This is a genomic window from Bacterioplanes sp. CLAM21, from assembly GCF_059641015.1.
In genome coordinates, this window is the sequence record NZ_CM184929.1 from 637,594 (window position 1) to 659,172 (window position 21,579).

Here is a 21,579-nt window from a genome sequence, read left to right on the forward strand (position 1 = left end):
TGAGCGCTGGGTTTGATAATAGATAAATGATCAGCAAGGATTGTTCACAACGAACCCCTTGGAATAATCCTGATTTATCTCGGCTGTAGATCAGACTTTATGTTTGGCGGCCATATTTAATTCGATTCACTAAATTTAACTTGCAAGAAATCAATACACTGCAGTACTCGTGCAGGCACAAAGTGACGAGCCGGATACATCGCATACAATGTTAGTTGCGGCTTCTTGGCTTGCGGTAATACCTGTATCAATTTTCCGGTTTTCAGCTCCTCTCGACACAAGAAGTCGGGCACCATACCCAAACCATGGCCAGCACGTATGGCTGCTAGCATAAATAACACGCTATTGGCTCGTAGCGTGCCATTAATCACGACGCCATCATCAATGGGCCAGGTGTTTTTGCTGCGAAAATAGCTGTATTCAAAGCAATTATGCTGGCGTAAGTCACTGGGTTTTATAATGGCTGGATGATGATCAAAATAATCAGCTGCGGCGCAAATATGGTAGCTAAAGCGGGTTAAAGGCCGGCCAACGTAACTAGAATCCAGCGCTTGGCTGCTGGCGCGTAGGCCCAAATCAAAGCCTTGTTCTACTAGATCGATATCGCCATCACTTAGGTGAACGTCTAGCTCAATTTCTGGGTAGTGCTGCATAAACTCGGCGAACATGGGCCCTAGGTCGGTAATGCCTAGCGCCATGGGCACATTAATTTTTAACCGACCTTTAGGCGTTTGCTGGAGCTGCTGAGCAAAGTTATCCGCCTCGCTGAGTTGGTTCAGTATTTGTCGTGCTCTAGGCAAGTAGCCTTCGCCGGCTTGGGTCAGGCGCAAGTTGCGGGTTGTGCGGTGTAACAAGCGCACCCCAAGCGTTTGTTCCAGGCGGCTAATTTCCTTACTGATCATGGATTTGGACGTGTGCGCATGCTCTGCCACTAGGGTAAAGCTGCCCAAGTCCGCCAGCCGTACAAACCACTCGATGGCGCGTAACTTATCCATTGTTGTTTCCTATTTGAGAACAATAGGTTCGCATTGTAGCTATATATGGCAGCAGAGCAGAAGCCTAACCTGTGTTTGGGCCTGACGATCAAGGCCGATCACAATCAACAGGAGAACGCTATGTATACCCTTTATTACCTGCCCGATGCATGCTCTTTGGCCACTCAAGTGGTGTTGCGCGAGTTGAAACAGCCTCTCACGCTGATTAACAAGCAGCAGGTCGATAATTTTAGTGAGATTAATCCAGCGGGCGTTGTGCCCGTGTTGTTAGACGGTGAGCAAGTCTTGCTGGAGGGCGCAGCGGTCATGCTGCATATTCTTAATAAGCACCCTAACGCATTGATGCCAAGCACAGCTGAGGGGCAGCAGCAGGCGCTGCAAGACATTATGTTTGCCAATGCCAGCATGCACCCGGCGTATGGTCGTTTGTTCTTTCTTGCCGGCACCGATGTGGATGCCTCGGTACGGCAGGGGCTAATGGAAAAAGCCGCAGAGGAGGTATCGCGTTTGTGGGCAGTGGTCGAGCAACGCTTGCAGCAGCAGCGTTTTTTAGGCGGTGAGCAGTTGTCTGCGGCAGATATTATGCTCGCGGTGTATTCGCGTTGGAGTGCGGCGTTTCCCGTCGATATCGTGATTGGGCCGAACACCCAAGCCATGTTACAACACGTCATTGAGCGCCCGACCTTCCAACAAGCGTTGCGAGCAGAGCAAGCGCAGCAGGCTGCCTAATGAACGCACTAACAGACCAGCAGCAAGTCAGGCAGTTAGTGAGCGATTACTGTGATGGCTTGCACCACGGCGATGTGGCGTTGTTGCGGCGCATCTTCCATCCGGATGCGGTATTAAAAGCCCCAAACCTGCGCCGAAACTTAAATGATTGGCTAGTGCTGGTGGCTCAGCGCCCGGTTCCCAGTGAGTTAGGGCATGACTACCGCTACCAGTTGGAGTGGCTTGAGGTGCTGAATGAGCAGGCCATGGCCAAAGTTTATTGCCCATTGCTAGGACGAGACTACACGGATTTTCTTGGCTGTTTAAAAGAAAATGGCGAATGGAAAATCGTTAATAAAATGTATGCAGATAATTAAAATGGGATAAGGCGATGCCATATATCAACATTCAAATCACCGACGAAGGTGTTACCAAAGAGCAAAAACAAGCCCTGATTCAAGGGGCTACCCAACTTATGGTCGATGTTTTGGATAAAAATCCAGCCACCACCTTTGTGATCATCAACGAGATCAACACTGATAACTGGGGTATTGGTTTTGATCAGGTGACAGAGCTACGCAAGATATCAAGTGAACATTAAACCCCGTTAACTCTTTGTTCATGAATGGGATAATTCCCTTATCCTTAAGAGTGGTACGAATACTTTAATCGTTTGATGGTGAGGCGTGCGTTCGGTTAATGAATAAATATATTTTCAGGTTGTAGGTGAAATTTCGGCGTAAATTAAATTTTACGCCGCTTTCTTTATATCAGTTACAGTAATCAATATTGGGTTATTTGCATAACATCAACCGATCAAACCCGATGGCAAAGCCAACCCCCTGTGTATAAGCACCTCCACCAACTAACTGCCTTTGCGCCCCCAGTTGAGGAGCGCTGATCTCAAATCCCTCTGTTGTGTAGTAGGCAAGCCCTCTATTTACCGATGTGTCCAGCAGGTAATCCTTGGTTTTAATTGAAACCATCTTTTCCGCCAGCTTGACCAGGTAATTCTTTGCATCTGCTGATGGGTTTAGAATTTCCATTCCAAACTGAAAAAACTCACGATACCTGCCTTCTTGAGGCCTTTCGTAGCGCCAGCATCGTTCAAAATACCAAAGTTTTACATTGGAGCAATTTTTGTGGTACTTGTCTGCGATTAGCTGTACGGTTGCCGTTCCTTCTGGTCTAAGGCACAGCTCTCGGCCTTTTTTGTCGGGAAAAGCATACATCTGATTCAGGATTTCTGTGCTGGCCTTATCTGTGTAGACCTTGGATGGTTCAATACTTGGTAGGACTATTTCGTTGAAGTCTTCGCTTTCTGCGATAGCAATCAGCTGATTTAAAACTTCTCGTCTGTCTTTGGCTTGTTGCCCTGAGATGATTCGCACACCTCGGCATTTGTTCTCTATTTTGAGTTCCATAACACACCTTTTTTAACGCATAAAAAAGCCCTCTGAGTGGTGACTGAGAGGGCTTTCTTAGCGATCAGGCTTTGTCATCATCTCTAAGCAATAGCTCCCCTCAGCCGACTATGAGTAGACTGATGCAGATGGTGAGCTGAGATAAAGGAAAAAATATTCATGAGCAGAGAGTAACCATACAGGAATGTAACGTCAACCATGACTAGGGCATAAATTGTTGTCGTGCAGTATTATACCCGCAGCCATTTATGCATAATATAACAGTCAACTAAGCCCAGTTGGCCATGTTGGTAGGCCTTGGGAATGGTGCCTATGATATTGAAACCTAGTTTCTGCCATAGTTTTACCGCAACCTCATTAGTAGCCACCACGCTATTAAACTGCATGGCATCAAAACCAAGCTCTAAAGCCATTTGCTGAGAGTGCTCGCACATCTGTCGGGCAATGCCTTTGCCCCGCGCTTCACTTGATACCATGTAACCACAGTTACATATATGGCTGCTTGGTCCCATGGCATTGGGCTTGATGTAATAAGTGCCAAGAACCTTGTCGTCTTCAACATATACGTACGTCTTTAATGGTGACTCACACCAAAGGGTAAATGCTTGATCGAGCGTCAACTCTGGATCAAAGGCGTAGGTCTCTTGAGCCTTAACGATGGCGGAAAAGGTTGGCCAGAATTGCTCAAAATCTGCCTGGGTAATTTCTCTGATCATGGCCTATCTCAACTTATTTGGATTGGGTGCTTTGTTTTGCAAACAGTGTTGATACGAGTGGCGAAAATATACGATATCGCCAGTTATCATGGATGGCTTACGCTACCATAACCGGCTTGATTTAACTATTGTGAGCGATTTATAAACCAGTATGTCTGCATGTGAACTAACACTGGCTCTCTTTATACCTTAGCTATGATCGTTAGCGTTGCCATCTTGATAGGCCATTAAATGGCATAACGAGCTCTGATTCGACTGCCAGTTTTCCTGACCGTTCATCGAGAACTGCGGCAAAGTCGGGGCATTGTTTTGGCTACATCCCTGTAGCAGGCCTGCAATTAATATAGAGCTTAGTGCTAGCTGGTTCACGCGGGTTTTAGCTTCTGTGCCAGCTTTGTCGCCTGGCGTGCCACTAAGCCATAAATCGATAGCTGTGGGTTGGCGCCAATACTGGTGGGAAATACCGAGCCATCAAACACATAGAGATTATCGAGGTAATGGTATTTACCATTACTGTCGACGACACATTGGGATAAATCTTCTCCCATGGCCAAGCCACCCATCACGTGTGCGCTGCCAGCGGTAAAGGCATTGCTGCGAAACTCTAGCTGTTGAATATTTTGCTGAGCTTGTTTCCAGCTGGTTGACCAAGTCGAGTCGAGATGGGAAGCACGCACAGCCTTGGCGCCAGCAGCAAACTCAATTTCTGCCATGGTCAAAAAGGCGCGTTTAAAACCATCCCATAAATAGTCGTTAATCTGATAATCCAAAATGGGGGAGCCGTCACTGGCCAGCTCAACGCTGCCACCCTGGCTATGGGAATGAAAGCCATCACGCAATAAGGCAATCATAGAGTGGGTATTGGGCAGCTGGGCCATATCGTTAAAGTGATGGCCGCCATGGCCCAACAATAGTACCGAGGCCAAACCTGGTTGCAGCGGTGGAACTTCCAGTTTAAAGCCTACTGGACCATCGACGTTTTGCCATTGAAAGTGGTCAGAATATATCGATTGTGGTGCACCATAATAAGGGTCAACGGTGTGATCAAAGCGGGCAAAATTAAAGGCGACTGGATGCAAAAAGGTACGTTTGCCGACACGATTTTCGGGGTCGGGTGCATCAGAGCGTTTTAGCAGAGCAGGGCCATTAATACCGCCGCAAGCCATAACAATATGGGGTGCTTTCACGATAAGGCGTTTGCCCGATGGCTGATAGCTGGCATCGAGGGCAGTGACATCAACCCCTACGACCTTGTTGCCTTCAATGATCAAACGCTCAGCGCGGGCGCTGTAGATCAGTTGTGATTGCTGCTCTAACGCTGCGGGAATGCTGGTCACCAGCATGGACTGCTTGGCATTGGTTGGGCAGCCGGTGCCGCAATAGCCTAAGTTCCAGCAGCCTGCTACGTTGCGTGGAATAACCTTCCAGTCATAACCTAGTTTTGTACAGCCGCGGCTTAATACGGCGTTATTTTCATTGGCCGGCACTTGCCAATCGCTAATGTTTAAACGCTGTTCCATACGTTCAAACCAAGGTGCCAACTGTTCCTGGCTTAACCCCTGAACATTAAATTCACGTGCCCAAAAATCCAATGTCTGCTTTGGCGTTCGAAAACTGGATGTCCAGTTGATAACGGTGGTGCCACCAACACAGCGCCCCTGCAATATCGACATGGCACCGTCTTTACTCATACGGCCCGCGCTTTCCTGATACAGGTCATGATAGGCTTGGCGCTCATCCATATTAAAATCGTTGCTGGATTTTAGTGGCCCTTCTTCCAGCATCAGCACTTTAAGGCCAGCTGACGATAAAATCTCTGCACTGGTACCACCGCCAGCTCCGGTGCCAATAATCACCACGTCGGCTTCTAATACGCTGTCGTGGTTAAACTCTGTGGCCTCGTTGACTTGCCAGCCGTTGGCGATGCCATTGACCATAGGGTCTGAAATACCGGCGACCATTGGAATATCGGGTTTGCGCTCTGTGGTTTTCATAACTGCTCAGCTAGGTCTATGTGTTGGATCAGGCGGGTATTTTTTGTGGCGGCCCTGGGTAGCCACTGGCAATATAGTTTTCAGGCATGGCGTACCAGCACATGCTTTGCAGCTTGCATAACGATGCGTAGCCCATGCGTTTTAATTGCAGGTTACTGTCGCGCCAGTTGAGTAAAAACTCTTCAACCTGCTCGGGCGTGGCCTCACGCCAATTGGCAAAGGGTGCTCCCATGGCCACACGTAAAGGGGCCGAGGACATCACCAGTAGCAGCTGTTTTAGCTGGCTTTGGGCATGTTGTTGCAGTGTGCCAATTAAACGATCAAGGGCAGCCACCTGCCGCGCTCTGGCCTGCTCAAGGGTTAACTGGCCGGGATAACTATCGGCCATAATGACCGGAGTCAGGGCGGCCAGAAAGTCGGCATCGTCGGCGCTTAAAAAATTAAGCCCGTCAGCGGGTTGGCTGCTGCAGCCAGATATCAGCGCCAGCGATGAACCGAGTGTTAACGTCGCTGCAGCCCCGGCACTGAGCTGCATAAAACCGCGGCGAGTGGTATTGCGCATGCAGACTCCTTAGCGAATAAACAGCTTTTGAATGAGCTGTTGTAAAGTACCGCCATAGGGTGGGTAAATAAATTGGCCGCTGTTAAATTTGCCTTTTTTATGCACCGCTTTTGCTTTGGATAAGCTCAAAAAGCCTTCTTTGCCATGATAGTGGCCCATACCAGAAGGCCCTACGCCACCAAAGGGCATATCGTCTTGGGCGATATGCATCAAGGTATCGTTAATGGTCACACCACCGGCGTGGGTCTTCTCCAGCACCTTTTGCTGAAGGGTTTTATCGTAACTGAATAGATACAAGGCCAAGGGGCGATCACGATCGTTAATGTAATCGATGGCCTGATCCAGCTGCTGATAGGGCACAATCGGCAATATAGGGCCAAACAGCTCTTGCTGCATAATGGTCATGTCGTTGCTGGTGTGCTGCACGATATGTAATGGCATTTTGCGTGTGCCAGCAAAATCTTCATTAGCAGGATTCACCTGGGTGATCTTGGCGCCTTGCTGCTCTGCCTCAGCCAGCCAGCGATGCAAGCGTTCAAATTGGCGCTCATTGATGATGGCGGTGTAATCGCTGTTATCACGCAGGGTTGGGTACATGCGGGCAAAGGTGGCCTGATAGCAGTCGATAAATTCTTGCTGACGGCTTTCTTCCAATAAAATGTAGTCCGGTGCAATGCAGGTTTGGCCAGCATTTAATGACTTACCAAAGCAAATACGCTCAACGGCATCTTGCATATTGGCCGCTGGTGCAATCAAGGCAGGAGATTTGCCCCCTAGCTCTAAGGTGACTGGGGTTAAATTTTTCGCCGCAGCACTCATCACAATACGACCGACGGCGGTGGAGCCGGTAAAAATCAAATGATCCCAGGGCTGCTCGGCAAACGCACTGGAAACATCCACTTCGCCTTCAATAACAGCGACCAGATCTTCGGCAAATATCTCGGCCAGCATTGTTTTTAAGGCCTGATTGGTGGCCGGGGTGAATTCCGACATTTTAATCATGGCACGATTGCCAGCAGCCAACGCCGTCATCAGTGGCAATAAGGCCAGCTGAATGGGGTAATTCCACGGCACCATAATGCCGACCACCCCCAATGGCTGGTACATCACCTGGTTGCTAGAGGGCATAAACAGCAGGCTGACATGACGCCGTGATGGCTTCATCCAGCGGCGCAAACGTTTGCTGGTGTAGTTAATGCCTTCCACTGTGGTCATGATTTCAGCGATGCGAGTTTCATCGACGGAGCGGCAGGAAAAGTCCTGGTTCACGGCGGCGGCCAAGGCATCTTGGTGTTTTAGCAGCGCCTGTTTCAGCTTGCTTAAGTTGGCTTGTCGTTCGGCCAGGGATGGCATCGGCTGTTGACGATAGGCTTGGCGCTGCTGTTGTAATAACGTCTGCAGGCGTTGTAGCTCAACATTGTCGCGACGCAGGTCGCTCACGGTGGCATCCATAAGCTGTGCTCCTTGGCGGTGTGTGGTCAGGTTGGCAAAGACCAGGCTGCAGGCTTGATGTGCTGGCAGTCGCTGTTTAGTCTGTGGCCTAGTTATTATGCTGGTATGACATTATTAGAGTGTTTACTCTAAAGCGTCAAGGCAGAGCCGAACAGGGCTTTTGCGGCCATCCGTCGTTATTCTCGGCGGGCTGGCAGTGGGCTTGGGGTCCAGGCATCGATCAAGAAGAGTTTTATGAGCACCAAACAACGCATACTCGACGCCAGCTTGGCGCTGTTTAATCAACATGGTGAGCGCAATGTCAGCACCAATCATATTGCCTCGCATTTGGACATATCGCCGGGCAACTTGTATTACCACTTCAACAATAAACAGCAGATCATTTTTCAGCTGGCGATGAATTATCAGCAGCGTGTGTTGGATGTGTTGCAGCTACCGGCCGATCGGGTGCTGACCGTGAGCGATAAAATCAGCTACCTGCAGGGGATTTTAACGGGTCTGTGGGAGTATCGTTTTATCCACCGTGATATGGAGCATCTGATGGATGCTGACTCTGAGTTAAAGGCCCAGTATCAGGATTTTTTTCGCCATTGTTTACAGCAAGTGGTGCAAGTGTATCGTGGCCTGCGTAGCGCTGGCATTATTGCCATTGATGATGATGGTATCGACAGCTTGGCGCTCAACACCTGGATTGTAATGACGTCCTGGATTTCATTTTTGCGCACTCACTTATTGCATGAAGAACAAAGCGTCGACTTGCAACAGTTACAGGGCGGCGTATACCAGGTGTTTGCATTAGAGCGCCCTTATCTAACCGAGGCCTATCGAGATGAAGTGGTGGCATTGCAGCAGGCCTTTTCGCCTCGGCCAAGCTGGCTCGATCATTTGGCTTAGCCTGACATTAGCAGCATGTAGCTCTGGCCCAAAAGCGGCATTGGAAGATTATGCTGAGCGGGTCGCAAGGGTGGTGGAGCAGCCGCTGGCGCCAGCAAAGGCGGTAACTTTGCCAGCGTTATCACTGCGGCAAATCACCTTGCCATTACAGCAGAGCGATATCGGATTGCTGGAGTTTTTGCGGCTGAATGTGTGCCCGCTGGGCATGACCATAGGGCAAAAAAACTCGACCCTGGGTAAGGTGGCGCCGCCCAGTCAGCGCTTACATATGGAGCGCGATTTTTTATTACTGGCCCCCGCCTGTATTGAGCAATTACGCACTGCAAGGCCAGAGTTAAGCCAAACGCTGCAGCAGGCGTTGCAGCTAAAACAACAGCAGCGTATGCAGCAATGGTGGAACGCTTGGCTAACGGCCAAAGAATGGCAGCAATTTATCAGCACAGCGGCGCGACCATTAGAGATGGGTGGCGATGAGCCTGCCCATATATCGCGCTCGTTACAGGCACTAGACTACGCCATTGCCCAGGGCCAGCGCTGGCAGCAGCAAGATTATCACTACCGCAGCAGTGAGATGGAATTTCACCAGCAGCAATTAATGTTAGGAGAAAGCCTGGGAAAATGGCTCCATGCCCAAGCGCTGCAAACCGATGTATTAAATCGTGTGGCGCAAGTATTAGAGCAGCGTTTTGCACAAAAACCTTTGTGTATTACCGGCCAGAAAACGGATAAAGCCAACATTCTTTTTACCGTCTTTCAAAAGTTTTATCTGGCGCAGGTTCAGCCCTATATGAGTCGCAGTGATCAACTGGGCCAGCAGTTACTGCAGAATTTAAATACCCTGCAGCAATTGCTGCAACAGCAAGGCATTGAGGCCCCCAATACTTATCGCGACTGGCTGGCTGAGCTAGAGCGCCGGCAACAGGCCTTTACTCTGGCTAGCCAGCGCCATGTTCGTGCTTGGCGCAATACCTTAAGTGAATGTGGTTTTTTGCCCGGCTAGGTTCTCTAGGGCCTGTTCACACTATTCCGATCACGCTGTTATGAGCTGAAAACCCTTCAATTAAGGCGCGAAGATAGCGTTAGCAGGCCCTAGTTAAAACGCAATCGGGCACTGAGGTGCAGATAGGCGCTGTTGTCTAATTCCAGTGTTTCGCGTATGCCTTGCTCATTATCGAATTCTAACTCTTGTGCAAACTGACGGCCGGCTTCCAGGTTTAACCAAACTGGCCCTGCCACATGCCACTCTCCACCCAGCCCTAAGCGATAGCCTTGCTGAGTGTAATCAAAACTGTTGTCGCTGCCGTTTTGATAGACATGCCAGTTACCGCCGTTAGGGGTCAGTTTCATATAATAATGCTGGCTGCCGCTGGGGGCATAACTGATGCGGCTAAAGGGAAAACCAATAATGGCTTGAAACGACTGACCCATATCCCACTGCACATTAGCCAGTGGCACAAAGCGACCTTCACCGAAGGCATGGGTGTAAACGATACCGAGGTTATAGCCAAACCCTTGCTCACTGTGACTGTACTGAACCACGCCATTGACGGCCCAATCATCGTTGCCAACGTATTCCAGCGAAGACTTTAACCCAGGCGAAATATTAACCGTATAGCGGCTGCTGTCGCTGAGTTTGCGCACATAGCTAATGGGGGCTGAGACATCATAAAGGCGCTGTTTGCCACTGGCTTGATCATCGACCGTGGTGCGAAATTCGCGCTCGAACAGATTAAATTGAAATACCCACAGTCCTTGCTCGATACTACCGTGGCTGCCAATCGGGAACTTTAAACGCGTGTCGACCTGGGTGATGTCGGCATCGGCGTTAATGTCTTGCACCGCAGCGGGCTCAAAGTAGGTCGCCGATAGCTCACCCACGGGCATGGAAGGTACTTGGTTTGCTTGCCCAGCCAACGGAATTGTTAACAACAAGCTAGATAGGAAAATACGCGTCATGAGGGTATCCATTCATCAATATCGGCCAAGGGTTGGCGCTGCTGGCTTGTGGCACAGTATGGCAGCGGCAGGGCCAAAACATAAGCTCAGTGTTCGCCTGCTTCATACCACTTTGTTATCTGTGCTGTGTTTGGTCAGCAACCCAAGCTGGGCTTTTAGTGCTTATGGTCATGCCTTGATTTGCAAAACCGCACAGCAGTCGTTGCCGACACCGGTCGCCCAGCAGCTCGATTCACTGGCGCAACAAGCGGGCGAGAAGAACTTTGCTGAGTTGTGTACCTGGCCCGATCGAGTTCGGGGAGATGACCAGTATGAGCATACAAAAACTTGGCATTACATCAACGTTAGCCGCACAGCAGAGCAGGTAACGAATAAGGACTGTGGTGGCAAAGGATGCGTGACTGAAGCGCTAAAACAGCAATGGCGCGTCTTGCAGCAGACCCCTAATAACTGGCAAGCACTGGCCTTTGTTGGCCATTTGCTGGGCGATATCCATCAACCGATGCATGTCAGTTACAGCGATGACCGAGGTGGCAATCGTCTGCGTCTGTATTTTGCTGGCGAGCGCAGCAATCTGCACCAGTATTGGGATGGCGGTTTGCTGCAGCGTAAGCCGCAGCGGCTTAAGTCGGTGGCGCTCACTGTAAACAATGCCTCTGCTAACACAGTGCTGCCGGTATACCAGTGGGCTACAGAGTCATTGCAACTCACCAGACGCATTTATCGTCAGCCGCATAAGTCCATCGATGCTGGCAGTGAATTGCATCAACAGCATGTTGCTCTGTGGAATAGTCAGGCCAGTTTAGCCGCTCAGCGCCTGGCTGAAGTATTAAACACTCTGTATCGAGAGAAATAATGATTAAAGCGGTGTTTTTTGATTTGGATAATACCCTGGTTGATCGCAGCGCCAGTATTGAGCGCTTTGCCGAAGCCTTTGTTAGTTGTTATCAGTCGCGGTTACAACAGGGTAGTGTCGATGATATTGCTAGCATTATTAAACAGGTTGATAACGGTGGTTATTTACCGGCGGGTTCACCCTACAAAAAGGTGTATGAAGCAATAGGCGGTGAACTGGTTAAACAGCTGGATTGGCTTGATTCTCCCAGCGCTGATGAGCTCACCGCCTTCTGGCGGCGCGGGTTTCCGAAAAATACCGTAGAAATGCAAGGCGCCCAGTACCTACTGCAACAATTACATCACGATGGCTTTTACCTCGGTATTATCTCTAATGGCGCCCACGACTCCAGGCTGGCGACGTTAAACAATACCTCGTTTAAGTCCTTGATTCGGGAATTGGTCAGTTCTGGTGGTTTTGGCTGCGCCAAACCTGATGCCCGTATCTTCTTAGCGGCTATTGCAGCTTCTGGTTTTCAGCCATCGCAGTGTATGTATGTGGGCGATCATCCGGTGAATGATATTCAAGGTGCGCTGGCAGCGGGCATGCGGGCCACCTGGCTGCAGGGTTACCATCCAGCGAGCGAGAGTGCAACTGAGGTCAATACCATTAAACACCTTTCTGAGCTGGTCGGCCTTCTGTGAGAGGCATTGTGAGTCAATTGAAGATTTACTTGGATGAGTATCACGGGTTTTGGACGATATAAAAATGGAATAGATATTGATTAATTTTCTATCGAATAAGTTTTGTCTGTTATGGGTGGCGATAATTTTTTTGACGGCCAGTTTGGCGGGGCTTTGGCAACTATCTAAAGCAAAAGACTTTCAGCTCTGGGGAGAGATCCTATCCCATGTTGAGACTCAACAGCGCTTGGTCGCTTTAACATTTGATGACGGACCATGGTCGGAGCAGTACACAGATCAAGTGCTTGCCGTTCTCGACAATTATCAGGTAAAGGCAACTTTTTTCTTAAATGGCAGAGGCATTGAAGAGAACCCTAGCGCTGCAGCTAAGATAGTGATGCAAGAGCACGAAATAGGCAATCATGGTTATTCTCACCAGCGCCTAGTTTTACGAGATTGGAACACCATTAAATATGAAGTTGATCATACCCAAACACTGATTCGTAACTTAGGCTACCAAGGCCCCATTCACTTTCGACCACCTTTTGGTAAAAAGCTACTGTTATTGCCCTGGTATCTGTCGCAGCAGCGGATGCTTACCGTAACTTGGAGTGTGGAACCCGAAGCGCTTTCTGACGTGAAGCTATCCACTGAAGCAATGATTACTAAGTTGAATCAACAGGTAGCGTCTGGATCAATTATTTTATTGCATGTGCTAGGTTCTAAAAATGAACTATCTCGACAGGCCTTGCCGGCAATAATTGAAGACTTACACACACAAGGTTACCGTTTGGTGACCGTATCAGAGTTGCTGCAGGCAGCACTAGTTGATGGAAGAGCTGATCTGCCGGAGGATCGGTTGTAATCACATAAAAAGCGCAAACATTGTCAGTTGGCCTTTCTTACTATGGCATCAAGGTTTGACAGTCAAGCCGACACTCAGGAGCAAGTTATGAAAGCCAGTACCGGGGAGCATTACCGCAAACGCCTAACCCGCGTGGTGGACTATATCTACCAACACATTGACCAGGATTTAGACGTCAATACGTTGGCCGATGTGGCGGCTTTGTCACCGTACCACTTTCATCGTATCTATCGTCAGATTGCAGGGGAACCTGTCAACGTCACGGTACGTCGCTTGCGCCTGCATCATGCGGCCGGGTTACTCATTCAGAGTGACTGGCCAATATCGCGCATTGCCAGCAAAACGGCCTACTCCAGTAGTGAAGCATTTGGCCGGGCTTTTCGTGCCCAGTTTGGAGAAACGCCTGCGGACTATCGTCGTAGTCGCCAGCAGCAGCCAGTCAAACTAGAGCCGTTTATCGCCATGTTGGCACCTCAACCGGAGATGCCCTCTATGTATACCGTCGAAATTACTGAAAACCCAGCAGCTGAACTGTTAGCCGTCTCTCACCAAGGCTCTTATCTCAATATTGGTCAGGCCTTTGAAAAGCTGTATATCTTTGCCGCCACCAAACAACTGTTGGGGCCAACCACACGTAGTGTGGGTATTTATTACCAGGACCCTGATAGTGTGCCTGAAAGCGAATTGCGCTCTCATGCTTGCATCAGCAGTGACGATGCACAAAGCCATGCCGCCGATGGCATCGATGTGCTGTCACTGCCTGGCGGTCGCTGCGCTAGCCTGGTCTTTAAAGGCCCTTATGCCGAGCTAGAAAAAGCATACGCGTATCTATTTGGGCAGTGGTTGCCCAACAGTGGTGAAGAGATGGCAGACTTTCCAGCGTTTGAGGAATATCTAAACGACCCCAAAACCACACCGGTGAATGAACTCTTGACTCGTATTAACTGCTACTTGAAGTAGTGCTTTTCATCACCGGGGGATGCCCTTCGGTGATGTCCTCTGTTATTCATTGTTAAAAGCCCCTATGTTTTGTGCGTTGTTTATAGACTTTAGTCGATGGTGCCATTAATGGATGTGATAGAGTTAATCATATTTAGTGATGGTTATTTTTTACGTTATTTCATAGGCAATCTTGAGCATCTTATCTTGATGCCTATGGACTAGTTTTTTTGGTTGTTCATGGGCAGTTTTTTAGCATAAATAATTTAAATTCTTAGAATACTCATTCCGTCTTATTTCTGCTTCTAATTAGCCGCCTAAGCTGTTGATTATTCGACTTCGTTTATTGGAATCGAATCGTATTGCATTTTGCGACAAAACTCATGTTGCAGAGTGATTATTGTTTTCCGTCAGTCAACAGCAAAGGATTTTGCTATGTCTAACTCTCGCATCACATTATCTACTGTTTTTATTGTCAGTATTGGTGTGCTGGCCACGCCAGTAGCCATGGCTAATAATGATCTTCATGCACAGGCGCTAACGCAGCCCGCAACGCCCAGTATCGCTTGGATTGGTGATCAAAATATATCTACAGGAGCAAAAGACTTTACCTTGCGCTGGAATCTTTGGTACGGCGCTAATGGCAGTCGATGGTACTTGTATCAGGATGGAGAGCAAATCCATCAAGCAGATATCAGCAAAAATAGCCCCAATGCTCAATCTGGCTCGGCTCAAGTTACAGTGTCAAAAAACGGAAACTACCGTTATCAAGTAAAACTCTGTGATGTCAGTGCATCCGAAGAGTTATGTAGCCTCTCGGCAGAGGCCACGGTCAAGGTGGCAGGAGGGCCGACCGATGGTGACGACCTGGATTACAGCGATTGGCCTAAACCACTAAAACAAAACAATCAGGCCTATCAAAATACCAGTGGTAAACAGGTGGGAGCCTATTTTGTCGAGTGGGGTATCTACGGACGTGGTTACCATGTTGCTGATATTCCTTCTACCAATTTAACCCACCTATATTACGGTTTTGTGCCCGTCTGCGGCCCCAATGACAGCCTTGCTCAGGCCAATCCACAAGGGTATTCCGCGTTGGTCAGTCAATGTGCCAACAAGCAGGATTATGAAGTGGTGGTGCACGATAAATTCGCGGCATTGGAAAAGAGCTATCCGGGCGATGTATGGGATCAGGATATTCGGGGCATTTTTGGCCAGCTGTATCGGCTCAGCAATGCCCAGCCAGACTTGGTGATTTTGCCTTCGGTGGGTGGCTGGACCCTATCTGACCCGCTATACGATATCGGCGTAGACCCAGCAGCACGTGCCATTTTTATCGATTCAATGATTGCCTTTATAAAGCGCTACGACTTTTTCGATGGCATTGATATCGACTGGGAGTTTCCCGGTGGTGGTGGTGCTAATCCAGCATTGGGTTCACCTCAAGACGGAGTGGGCTTTGCGGTACTGATGAAGGAGCTGCGCCAGGCACTGGATGCACTTAGCCAAGAAACCGGACGTAGCTATCAATTAACCGCTGCGATGAGTGGCGGGGTAGAAAAACTGTCTCAGGTTGATTGGGAACAAGCAGCGCAATATATGGATTACATTAATTTAATGACCTACGACTACTACGGTGCTTGGAATGGTGTACTGGGCCATCAGACGGGCCTATACGCTGCCCCAGATGCGGCAATTGACGGTTTCAGTGCACACGATGCCGTTCAACATCTGTTATCGCGTAATGTTCCTGCTAGCAAGATCACACTAGGCGCTGCCATGTATGGACGTGGCTGGAAAGATGTCAGTGGTGGTCAGCCCAGTAATCCTTTTGTTGGCACTGGAGGTGCTGGCATTAGCGGCTCGTGGGAAAAAGGCATCGAAGACTACAAGGTCATCGAACAAAAATACATGGGCGGCGCTGATGGCTCAGGTATCGATGGGTTCCAATTATTTTGGGATGACATGGCCAAGGCCTCCTACTTATGGAATTACGCTAATGGCACCTTAATCAGCTTTGATACTCCACGTTCGGTGGAGGCTAAGGGGCAGTACGTTCAATCGAATAATCTCGGTGGCATTTTTGCCTGGGAAATTGATGCTGACAACGGTCATATTCTCAATGCCATGCACCAAGGTCTGGGCCATAGCCAAGTCAGCCAATAATTGCAATAGCGGGTCGCTAGAGGTTCCTTTGAGGTTTCCTCTAGGGCCCCAGGGAGAACGATAATGATTAGACAGTTATTATTAGTTGCTTTAGCTGCTATCAGCAATGTGGCGCAAGCCAACGATGAAAACTGCAAGCCTGGCGGTTTGTATACAACACCAGACACACCAGTGCCCTATTGCAGTGTTTATGATCAGGACGGACGTGAACAGCTAGGCACTGTGCATCAACGCCGAATTATCGGCTATTTTACCAGCTGGCGGCATGGCAAAAATGGCCATCCGAGCTATTTGGTTAACGATATTCCTTGGCAAAAACTCACCCACATTAACTATGCCTTTGCCCATATAGATAACAATTATCGGCTATCGGTAGGCAATGTGGCTAACCCAGAAAATCCCGCTACGGGAATGACCTGGCCTGGGGTTGCTGGCGCAGAAATGGACCCGGCTTTGCCGTATCAAGGCCACTTTAACTTGTTAACTCAATATAAACGTCAGTATCCACAAGTGAAAACTCTGATCTCTGTCGGAGGTTGGGCTGAAACCGGCGGTTTCTTTAACGAGCAAGGGGAACGTATTGCCAATGGCGGATTTTATTCTATGACTACCAATGCCGATGGCAGCATTAATGAAGCGGGTATTCAGGCATTTTCTGAATCAACCATAGATTTCCTTCGCAGTTACAACTTTGATGGTGTAGATATTGATTATGAATATCCCAGCTCTATGCAAGGTGCCGGTAATCCGGACGACTATGGCTTTAGCGATGCTCAGCGTAAAAATTTATGGCGCTCTTATCAGGCATTGATGAAGTCTTTGCGTCAGGCTCTGGACCGTGCTTCCGTTGAAGATGGCAAGCACTATTTACTGACCATAGCGTCGCCTAGCTCTGCCTACCTGCTGCGCGGTATGGAAGACTTTGACGTGGTGCAGTACTTGGACTTTGTCAATATTATGAGTTACGACCTACACGGTGCTTGGAATCACTACGTCGGCCATAATGCGGCTTTATACGATACTGGTGATGACTTGGAGCTAAAGGAAGGCAAGGTCTATAGCACACCACAGTATGGCAATATCGGCTACCTCAATACCGACTGGGCAGTGCACTATTTCCGTGGAGCCATCGCGGCCGGGCGCATCAATATAGGTGTGCCGTATTACACCCGTGGTTGGCAAAATGTGCAGGGCGGAACTCATGGCTTATGGGGTAAGGCGGCACTGCCCTCGCAAAGTGACTGTGCGCCAGGTACCGGTATTTCAACACCGTGTGGATATGGAGCACTGGGCCTCAATAATTTATGGCACGACAAGGATACTAATGGTGCTGAGATAGGCGCGGGCTCCAACCCTATGTGGCATGCCAAGAACCTGCAGCAAGGTATTGTAGGCTCTTATTTACCGGCATATGATTTTCCAGCCGATTCGCAACTGGCTGGTGACTATCAGCGTTATTATGATGATATCGCCCAAGCGCCTTGGCTATGGAATGCAGAGCAAAAGGTATTTTTGTCCACCGAAGATGAGCAGTCCATGGCGGCTAAAGTACAGTACGTCATCGACCAGGGAGTGGGTGGCATTATGTTCTGGGAGCTGGCCGGTGATTACGAGTGGTTGCCAGATCGTCAGGAATATTTTATTGGCGATACTCTCACCACCATTGCTCATAATGCTTTTCGTGATGCAACGCCTTATGAGGTGATCGCAGCGGATAATGTTGAGGTGCCACCGCAGGCAGTTGCCCTGAGTTATGATTTTGTCGGCTATAAGGTGGGTGACAATAATTATCCATTAAATCCCACGCTCAGGTTAAGTAATAGTGGCGAGCAAACGATCCCCGGTGGAGCTCAAATAGAATTTAATATGCCGACTGCTACTTCAAATATTATCAATGATCAGAGCGGTATGAAGCTGACTGTAGTCTCGGATGGTAGCAATGCCGCCGGTGGTAACCAAGGTGGACTAGAAAACGATTTTCATCGTGTACGTTTAACCTTGCCTGGTTGGAAGGCTCTGGCTGCTGGCGATAGTGTTGATATCACGATGAACTATTACCTGCCTGTCCCTTTGCCTAATGGCATGCGTGTGCTAGTTGGTGATCATGTTTATGGTACACGCCAGGAGTATCCATTATTGCCGATTGCAGATTTAAATGGCGGAGGTGACGGCGATGGAAATGGCGACGGTAACTGTAATATCGATGGTATACCCGTTTATCCAAACTGGCCGAAAAATGATTGGTCGGGCACACCAAACCATGCTGCAGCAGGCGATAAAATGCTGCATCAGGGAGTGATTTATCAGGCTAATTGGTGGACTCAGAGCGAACCCGGTTCGGATGGCTCGTGGAAAATGGTGTGCAAGCTGTAACATGGCCAAACCAAGCAGAGCTGGATCTTTGCTCAGCTCTGCTGGTTTATTAGGATGGCATAGCAGAGCAATGGATTGCCAGCCATCCAGAACACTGGCAGGCAAGAACCGGTGCTGCTTTTGCAATCAAACTAAAAGCCAACGGACAGCTAATTGGCAATATAAGTCTAGTGGCGATTAATGGCGATCAGGCTGAACTGGGATATTGGTTGGGAGAGCCGTTTTGGAACCAAGGCTATGGCAGTGAAGCTGCAACGGCGCTTATTGAAATGGTAGGCACCACTATGGGCATTCGCATAGTCATCGCAGAGCATTTGCAATCTAACCCCGCGTCGGGGCGTTTGATGCAAAAAATTGGCATGAGTTACAGTCATACTCTTGAACGCCCGGATCGTGATGGTCAGTTAGCGAAAGTGGATGTGTATCAGTTGCGGCTTTAGTTCAGGCAGGTCTGATTAAGACAGCTTGGAATAATTCGGTGCCCGCTCTGGATTGCCAGAGAGCTCTAGATCACGAAGCGGGTTTGCCGCTCTCAAAAATCGGCAACACAGAGTTCGAATTCTCTGGCGCTCCCCACAGGGTGCGGGCGACAGGCGTCCATAACGTCGTTGATGATGTTGAAAAGGGCTGACCATTTCCTGGCATCACTGCCTTGTTCTGAAATCGCGTAGAGCTGTGCGGAGTATTAACATTCATTATGAGTTTTCCATAATCGGAAAATAGCTTGCGAACTTTGGCGCTATTGCTCAGGTTTATTCAAAAATAGACTGCGCCCATCAATGAACCTCGTAGGAGTTATGATGGGCGAATCTATTTCCACCCCCTGGCGTCACTGGCTGGCGGTTTTTATGCTGGGTATTGCTGCCTTTACTGTCGTCACCACTGAATTGTCTCCCATTGGCATGTTGAGTGTGATTGCCAACGACTTACAGCAAGACAGCGCTACCACTGGTCTTACCGTGACCGCTTACGCTTGGTTAGGCGCGCTGTCTGCATTAGTGTCTGTGATGTGGATTAGTCACTGGCCACGCAAACCTGTGCTGATTGCACTGATGGTGTTGCTAAGTGTGTCCAACTTAGCTGCGGCTTTCAGTCAGCAGTTTGAATGGCTATTAGTGGCTAGATTATTGGGCGCTCTGGCCCACGGTGCATTCTGGGCCATGATAGGGACAGTCGGAGCCCAGTTAGTGGCTGCTCATCAGTTAGGCAAAGCCACCGCTATTATCTTTGGTGGTGTATCAGCGGCCAGCGTCGTTGGTGTGCCTTTGGTCAACTGGTTAAGCCATAGCAGCAGTTGGCGTATTACTTTTGTATTGTTAGCGGCTTTATCGGCCATTACCGCGTTGGTACTAACACTTAGCCTGCCCAGATTGCAGGGGGCTGCTTCCCTTGGAAGGCGCCAATTAATGGCGGTGTTTGCTAATACTGAGCTTAAAAACGTGTATTGGCTGGCAGCGTTGAGTATTCTGGCCCACTTTACCGCTTTTACTTTTGTTGAAGTGCTGTTGGCCGATGATTTTCAGTTAAGCTCAACCTGGATAACGGCTTATCTACTAGCCTTTGGGCTGGCTGGACTTGTGGGGAACTTCCTGTGCGGTATTTTTCTCGACCAATACTTAAAAACAACCTTGATGGCAGCCATTTTATCGATTGCGGTCGCTCTTATGCTGCTGCTTGTGCAGCATTCTTTGCCACCTTTGGTTGGCCTAGTCATTATAGCGATATGGGGAGTGGGCGCATCTGTGCTGTTTGTCGCCATACAAACTTGGGTTATTCGTTTAGCGGGTGATAATGCTCTGCCGGCCTCCGCTATTTACGCTTCGATCTTTAATGCCTCTATTGGTGCCGGAGCTATGTTGGGGGCCAGCTTATCCAGCCAACTGGGCTTATCGCCGATATTTCTCCTGGCAGCCTTGGTAACGTTATTTAGCGCTGCATTTATGTTTAGCCCCAGCGCTGTAAAACCAGCATTACAGCCGCGTTAGACTCTGTATAATGGTTTGGCGCAGGGCTCGTCTCTGCGCCCAAAGCATTGTTACGCATTTCACTCCGGTGGTAGCATCTGCAATCTGGGAGAAGCCATGTACATCCTGTATTATTACCCACGCAATGCCAGCTGGGCACCTCATATGCTACTGAGAGAGATGGGACTTGAGCATGAACTGGTACTGGTAGATAGAAAAACTGAGCAACAGAAAGATAGCGAATATTTAAAGCTCAATCCAACAGGGCGTATTCCCACCCTGGTTGACGGTAGTCAGGTTATCTTTGAAAGTGCCGCTATTGCCATGCATTTATGTGAACAGCATCCAGAGCATCAATTGATACCTGAGCTGGGCAGTGCCGAGCGAGCGGAATTCTTCCAATGGCTGTTTTATCTTACCACCAGCATTCAGCCGGGCTTAATGCTGTACTTTTACCCAGATAAACATACGCTGGCACAAGACAGCTACACGGATATTTCTGACGCTCAGGAGCAACGTGTAACAGAGATGTTTGCTTTGTTAGACCAAGAGCTTAGAAACAAGAAATTCTTGCTGGGTGATCGTTTAAGCCTGTGTGACTTTTTTGTATTTATGTTATCGCACTGGGCTAGCGGTTTTTCTACACCACCACTATCGTTTCAGCACTTGGGTCGTTATCTTCGTGATCTGGCTTCGCGCCCATCGGTAAAAACTGTGTGTGAAATCGAGGGCACCAGTTTGGAGCCGTATCAACAAATGTAATTGTCTTTTCTAAAACACAACAACCGAATGCAAGGAGGATCTGTGCTTGAGGGTAAGCGCACACTACTGCTCGATATGAACAGTACGTTTATGTTTGGTGAAGATAACTTTGGCCCGGAGCAAGACTTTTCCATCCACTATCGTGGATTAGGTGGAAGCTTGCCAGATCAAGAAGTTAACCAGCTGATTCGGTGCTGCTACGACTATTTGGCAGAGAGATATCCGCAGCCGAACTATCGACACTCTTTTCCCTCGTTGTAGCAAGCGTTTGAAGCGGTTGCTGCGAATTCA

At 48.9% G+C, this 21,579-nt stretch carries 22 protein-coding genes; 15 read left to right on the forward strand and 7 right to left on the reverse strand.

Annotated features, from left to right (window positions below):
- Window positions 1-116 precede the first annotated feature (116 nt).
- On the reverse strand, window positions 117-995 hold the full coding sequence (locus AC55FS_RS03070) for a LysR family transcriptional regulator (protein ID WP_496934598.1): 879 nt from the start codon (window positions 993-995) through the stop codon (window positions 117-119).
- A gap of 120 nt (window positions 996-1,115) precedes the next feature.
- On the opposite strand from AC55FS_RS03070, the gene AC55FS_RS03075 reads away from it, so the two are divergent.
- Genes AC55FS_RS03075 through AC55FS_RS03085 form a run of 3 tightly spaced genes read left to right on the forward strand, consistent with a single transcriptional unit; the run spans window position 1,116 to window position 2,304 of the window.
- Window positions 1,116-1,724 (forward strand): glutathione S-transferase family protein, encoded by a 609-nt coding sequence (locus AC55FS_RS03075; RefSeq protein ID WP_496934599.1) that lies wholly within the window; start codon window positions 1,116-1,118, stop codon window positions 1,722-1,724.
- Window positions 1,724-2,080, forward strand: coding sequence for a nuclear transport factor 2 family protein (locus AC55FS_RS03080; RefSeq protein WP_496934600.1), 357 nt, complete (start codon window positions 1,724-1,726; stop codon window positions 2,078-2,080). The genes AC55FS_RS03075 and AC55FS_RS03080 overlap by 1 nt, the downstream gene beginning before the upstream one ends.
- Before the next feature lie 14 nt (window positions 2,081-2,094).
- Window positions 2,095-2,304, forward strand: coding sequence for a tautomerase family protein (locus tag AC55FS_RS03085; RefSeq protein WP_496934601.1), 210 nt, complete (start codon window positions 2,095-2,097; stop codon window positions 2,302-2,304).
- Between the two features lie 193 nt (window positions 2,305-2,497).
- Here the strand turns inward: AC55FS_RS03085 and AC55FS_RS03090 are convergent, their stop codons facing one another.
- The 5 genes from AC55FS_RS03090 to AC55FS_RS03110 form a co-directional block, all read right to left on the reverse strand.
- Complete coding sequence (locus AC55FS_RS03090) at window positions 2,498-3,127, reverse strand: ATP phosphoribosyltransferase regulatory subunit (RefSeq protein WP_496934602.1); 630 nt, start codon at window positions 3,125-3,127, stop codon at window positions 2,498-2,500.
- 230 nt (window positions 3,128-3,357) lie between these two features.
- Window positions 3,358-3,843, reverse strand: coding sequence for a GNAT family N-acetyltransferase (locus tag AC55FS_RS03095; RefSeq protein WP_496934603.1), 486 nt, complete (start codon window positions 3,841-3,843; stop codon window positions 3,358-3,360).
- 365 nt (window positions 3,844-4,208) lie between these two features.
- Window positions 4,209-5,837: a GMC family oxidoreductase gene (locus tag AC55FS_RS03100; protein ID WP_496934604.1), complete on the reverse strand. Its 1,629-nt coding sequence runs from the start codon at window positions 5,835-5,837 to the stop codon at window positions 4,209-4,211.
- 28 nt (window positions 5,838-5,865) lie between these two features.
- On the reverse strand, window positions 5,866-6,399 hold the full coding sequence (locus tag AC55FS_RS03105) for a twin-arginine translocation signal domain-containing protein (protein ID WP_496934605.1): 534 nt from the start codon (window positions 6,397-6,399) through the stop codon (window positions 5,866-5,868).
- A gap of 9 nt (window positions 6,400-6,408) precedes the next feature.
- Window positions 6,409-7,851, reverse strand: a complete 1,443-nt coding sequence (locus tag AC55FS_RS03110) for a coniferyl aldehyde dehydrogenase (protein ID WP_496934606.1) — start codon at window positions 7,849-7,851, stop codon at window positions 6,409-6,411.
- 234 nt (window positions 7,852-8,085) lie between these two features.
- Here AC55FS_RS03110 and AC55FS_RS03115 point away from each other — a divergent pair, with 234 nt between their 5' ends.
- On the forward strand, window positions 8,086-8,745 hold the full coding sequence (locus AC55FS_RS03115) for a TetR/AcrR family transcriptional regulator (RefSeq protein ID WP_496934607.1): 660 nt from the start codon (window positions 8,086-8,088) through the stop codon (window positions 8,743-8,745).
- Window positions 8,681-9,745 carry a DUF3080 family protein gene (locus AC55FS_RS03120; RefSeq protein ID WP_496934608.1) on the forward strand — a complete coding sequence of 355 codons (1,065 nt, stop codon included), beginning with the start codon at window positions 8,681-8,683 and terminating at the stop codon, window positions 9,743-9,745. The genes AC55FS_RS03115 and AC55FS_RS03120 overlap by 65 nt, the downstream gene beginning before the upstream one ends.
- An 89-nt stretch (window positions 9,746-9,834) precedes the next feature.
- Here the strand turns inward: AC55FS_RS03120 and AC55FS_RS03125 are convergent, their stop codons facing one another.
- Window positions 9,835-10,701: a DUF6268 family outer membrane beta-barrel protein gene (locus AC55FS_RS03125; RefSeq protein ID WP_496934609.1), complete on the reverse strand. Its 867-nt coding sequence runs from the start codon at window positions 10,699-10,701 to the stop codon at window positions 9,835-9,837.
- On the opposite strand from AC55FS_RS03125, the gene AC55FS_RS03130 reads away from it, so the two are divergent.
- The 10 genes from AC55FS_RS03130 (at window position 10,700) to AC55FS_RS03175 (ending at window position 21,549) form a co-directional block, all read left to right on the forward strand.
- Window positions 10,700-11,557 (forward strand): S1/P1 nuclease, encoded by an 858-nt coding sequence (locus AC55FS_RS03130; RefSeq protein ID WP_496934610.1) that lies wholly within the window; start codon window positions 10,700-10,702, stop codon window positions 11,555-11,557. The two genes, AC55FS_RS03125 and AC55FS_RS03130, sit on opposite strands and share 2 nt — an antisense overlap.
- Entirely contained in the window at window positions 11,557-12,240 is a 684-nt protein-coding gene (locus AC55FS_RS03135; RefSeq protein ID WP_496934611.1) for an HAD family hydrolase, read from the forward strand. The genes AC55FS_RS03130 and AC55FS_RS03135 overlap by 1 nt, the downstream gene beginning before the upstream one ends.
- A 76-nt stretch (window positions 12,241-12,316) precedes the next feature.
- A complete protein-coding gene (locus AC55FS_RS03140) occupies window positions 12,317-13,084 on the forward strand; it encodes a polysaccharide deacetylase family protein (protein WP_496934612.1) in 768 nt (255 codons plus the stop codon).
- 87 nt (window positions 13,085-13,171) lie between these two features.
- A complete protein-coding gene (locus AC55FS_RS03145; RefSeq protein ID WP_496934613.1) occupies window positions 13,172-14,044 on the forward strand; it encodes an AraC family transcriptional regulator in 873 nt (290 codons plus the stop codon).
- Window positions 14,045-14,458: 414 nt separating this feature from the next.
- Window positions 14,459-16,189, forward strand: coding sequence for a glycosyl hydrolase family 18 protein (locus AC55FS_RS03150; protein ID WP_496934614.1), 1,731 nt, complete (start codon window positions 14,459-14,461; stop codon window positions 16,187-16,189).
- Between the two features lie 63 nt (window positions 16,190-16,252).
- On the forward strand, window positions 16,253-18,562 hold the full coding sequence (locus AC55FS_RS03155; protein ID WP_496934615.1) for a glycosyl hydrolase family 18 protein: 2,310 nt from the start codon (window positions 16,253-16,255) through the stop codon (window positions 18,560-18,562).
- A 74-nt stretch (window positions 18,563-18,636) separates the two neighbouring features.
- Entirely contained in the window at window positions 18,637-19,002 is a 366-nt protein-coding gene (locus tag AC55FS_RS03160; RefSeq protein WP_496935936.1) for a GNAT family N-acetyltransferase, read from the forward strand.
- 360 nt (window positions 19,003-19,362) lie between these two features.
- Window positions 19,363-20,547: an MFS transporter gene (locus AC55FS_RS03165; RefSeq protein ID WP_496934616.1), complete on the forward strand. Its 1,185-nt coding sequence runs from the start codon at window positions 19,363-19,365 to the stop codon at window positions 20,545-20,547.
- 96 nt (window positions 20,548-20,643) lie between these two features.
- A complete protein-coding gene (locus AC55FS_RS03170; RefSeq protein ID WP_496934617.1) occupies window positions 20,644-21,288 on the forward strand; it encodes a glutathione S-transferase family protein in 645 nt (214 codons plus the stop codon).
- A gap of 42 nt (window positions 21,289-21,330) precedes the next feature.
- Window positions 21,331-21,549 (forward strand): hypothetical protein, encoded by a 219-nt coding sequence (locus AC55FS_RS03175; RefSeq protein ID WP_496934618.1) that lies wholly within the window; start codon window positions 21,331-21,333, stop codon window positions 21,547-21,549.
- The last annotated feature ends 30 nt before the right edge of the window (window positions 21,550-21,579 follow it).